At 70.6% G+C, this 2,536-nt stretch carries 2 protein-coding genes; one reads left to right on the top strand and one right to left on the bottom strand.

From position 1 onward, the window contains the following. Window positions 1–90: 90 nt before the first annotated feature. Window positions 91–831 (bottom strand): TetR/AcrR family transcriptional regulator, encoded by a 741-nt coding sequence (locus tag I6A81_RS40915; RefSeq protein ID WP_203001897.1) that lies wholly within the window; start codon window positions 829–831, stop codon window positions 91–93. Window positions 832–1,104: 273 nt separating this feature from the next. Here I6A81_RS40915 and I6A81_RS40910 point away from each other — a divergent pair, with 273 nt between their 5' ends. Beyond that, a complete protein-coding gene (locus I6A81_RS40910; RefSeq protein WP_203001896.1) occupies window positions 1,105–2,409 on the top strand; it encodes a cytochrome P450 in 1,305 nt (434 codons plus the stop codon). Window positions 2,410–2,536 lie beyond the last annotated feature (127 nt).

The raw sequence follows: 2,536 nt of genomic DNA, 5'->3' as shown, positions 1-2,536 counted from the left end.
TGTGTATACGACCCCGGCCCGGGTCGGTTCGACCCGGGCGGACTCGTCGTTTCGCTGCTTGCCGGTCGTTTCTCCTGGCCGTCGGAACCGTCAGCGCTCGCCGCCGACGGTCGCGTCCGACTCCGGGAGATCGAGACCCAGCGAGGCGATGAGGTCGAGCAGCTCCTGGTGGTAGAGCTTGGCGGCATCGGCGACCTGGGTGCGCAGGTGGCCGTAGATCTCCAGGGCGACCAGTCCGTGCATCCGGCCCCACACCCGCAGGGTCAGCGCGAGCACGGCCGGCGGCAGGCCGGGCCGCTCGGCGTTCAACACGGCGATCAGGCCTGGTTGGAAGTCCTCCCAGCCGAAGTCCCCGCCGGAGTGGGCGGGCGCGGCGTGCGGCCAGGCCGCGGCGACCATCTGGATCAGCAGCCGGCACACCCGCAGCGCGGCCTCGGAGGCGGCGCTGGCCTCGGGCAGGTCGTGGCCCGGGACCGGGTCGCCGTACACGAGCCGGAACTCCTCGGGATGCTCGATCGCCCACTGCCGGTAGGCGTGGCCGTGAGCGAGGACCCGCCGCGCGGTGTCCTGCTCGGGCAACCGGCGGTGCGCGGCCTCGAGGGTGTCCGCGAGCGAGGTGTAGACGTCGCTGATCAGCGTGTTGATGAGCGCGTCACGGGTGTCGTAGTAGCTGTAGATGGCGCCCGCGGTCATGCCCATGTCCCGGGCGATGGCCCGGAGGGACACGGCAGCCGCGCCCCCGGCGGCCATCTGTTTGAGCGCGGTGACCTTGATCTCCGCGGCCGTCTCGGCCCGGAGCCGTTCCCGGCGGCTCAGTGTCGGCTGTGCCATGCAAACCAGTTTACCGCGCGTGACCATCGCCGCCCGCGGTCTTCGGGCCGTCCCCCGCACGCGGCGGCGCGCAAACATCGTCGACGAACGTGTACCCGCATTCCGTGGACGGATCCCGGATTCGGGCGCGTCACGCACCCCGAGTTCCAGGAAATCGGTAGGGGGCCGGGGGCGGGCAATAAGGGTTGGAGTGGGGAAGTGCCCACCATAATCTCGCGATGGGCGCACGCATCCGCCCGTCCCGGCCCGCCGCCTCGTTTCCGAGGGGACGTCATGACCACGAGCCCTGAACTCACCACGCCGACCGGGTGCCCGGTTTCCACGATGGCCGCCGCGTTCGATCCGTTCGAAGCCGCGTACCAGGCCCACCCGGGCAAGTCGATGGCCGCCGCCCGCAAGGCGGAGCCGGTCTTCTACAGCCCTGTCCTCGACTACTGGATCGTAACCCGGTACGACGACATCAAGGAGATATTCAAGGACACCGACACCTTCTCCGCCTCCATCACCCTGGACCAGATCACTCCGTCCACCGAGGAGACGATCGGGATCCTGATCCAGCACGGCTTCAACCCGGGGCTCGCGCTGGTCAACGAGGACGGCCCGTCGCACCGTGAGCGCCGCATCGCGCATCAGGAGCCCTTCAAGGGCAAGGAGGTGGAGGCTCTCGCCCCGCGCATCCGCGCGATCGTGAACGAGTACATCGACGGCTTCGTCAAGAAAGGCCGCGCGGACCTGATGGCCGACCTCTTCCAGGAGGCGCCGATCACGATCGCGTTGATCTTCATGGGAATCCCGGACGAGGACATCGCGGCCTGCCGGCAGTTCACGCTGGACCAGACCGTGTTCATGTACGGCCGGCCGTCCCCCGAGGAACAGAAGCAGGTGGCCTCCAACCTCGGCCGGTACTGGGAGTTCAGCGGCGGGCTGGTGGAGAAGATCAGGCAGACCCCGCACGGGCCTGGCTGGCTGCCGCACCTGATCCGTGAGAGCGAGCGCAAGCCCGGGCTGTTCGGCGACAACGAGCTGCAGACCACGGCGCTGGCCGGCCTGGTCGCCGCGCACGAGACCACGACGAACGCCAGCGGAAATGCCCTGCGCGCGCTGCTGGAGAACCCACTGACGTGGGAGCGGGTCTGCGCCGACCCGGAGCTGATTCCCAAGGCGGCCGAGGAGTCGCTGCGCTACGACGGCTCGGTCGCCGCATGGCGCCGGCTGGCCGTGAAGGAGACCACGGTCGGTGGCGTGAAGATCCCGAAGGACGCCCGGGTGATGATGATCACCTCTTCCGCCAACCATGACGAGGCGGTCTTCGAGGAGCCGGAGCGCTTCGACATCGACCGGCCGAACCCGAACCGGCACATGACCTTCGGGTTCGGCGCGCACGCCTGCATGGGTGCCACGCTCGCCAGGCAGGAGATGCGGATCTTCATCGAGGAGCTGGCCCGCCGGCTGCCGCACATGCGCCTGGTCAGCGGGCAGCAGATCACGTACCTGCCGAACACCTCCTTCCGCGGCCCCCAGCACCTGCTGGTCGAGTGGGACCCGCGGCTCAACCCGGTGCCCGCCGACCGCCCCTGACACGGCGCCCCCGCGCGAGGTGGCGGGGCCGCGTTTCCCGACGCGGTCCCGCCGCCTCGGGGGGGGCCCCCCCCCCCCCCCCCCCGCGCCGCCCGGCCCCCCCCCCCCCCCGGCCCGGGCCCCCCCC

The organism is Frankia nepalensis (genome assembly GCF_016786325.1).
GTDB lineage: Bacteria > Actinomycetota > Actinomycetes > Frankiales > Frankiaceae > Pseudofrankia > Pseudofrankia nepalensis.
Note: the sequence above shows the minus strand (reverse complement) of the source record. Positions and strands in the feature narration are given on the sequence as shown.

Excerpts from the sequence above, each read along its gene's own strand:
- I6A81_RS40910 (WP_203001896.1), top strand. The coding sequence starts at position 1,105 with ATGACCACGAGCCCTGAACTCACCACGCCGACCGGGTGCCCGGTTTCC.
- I6A81_RS40915 (WP_203001897.1), bottom strand. The coding sequence starts at position 831 with ATGGCACAGCCGACACTGAGCCGCCGGGAACGGCTCCGGGCCGAGACG.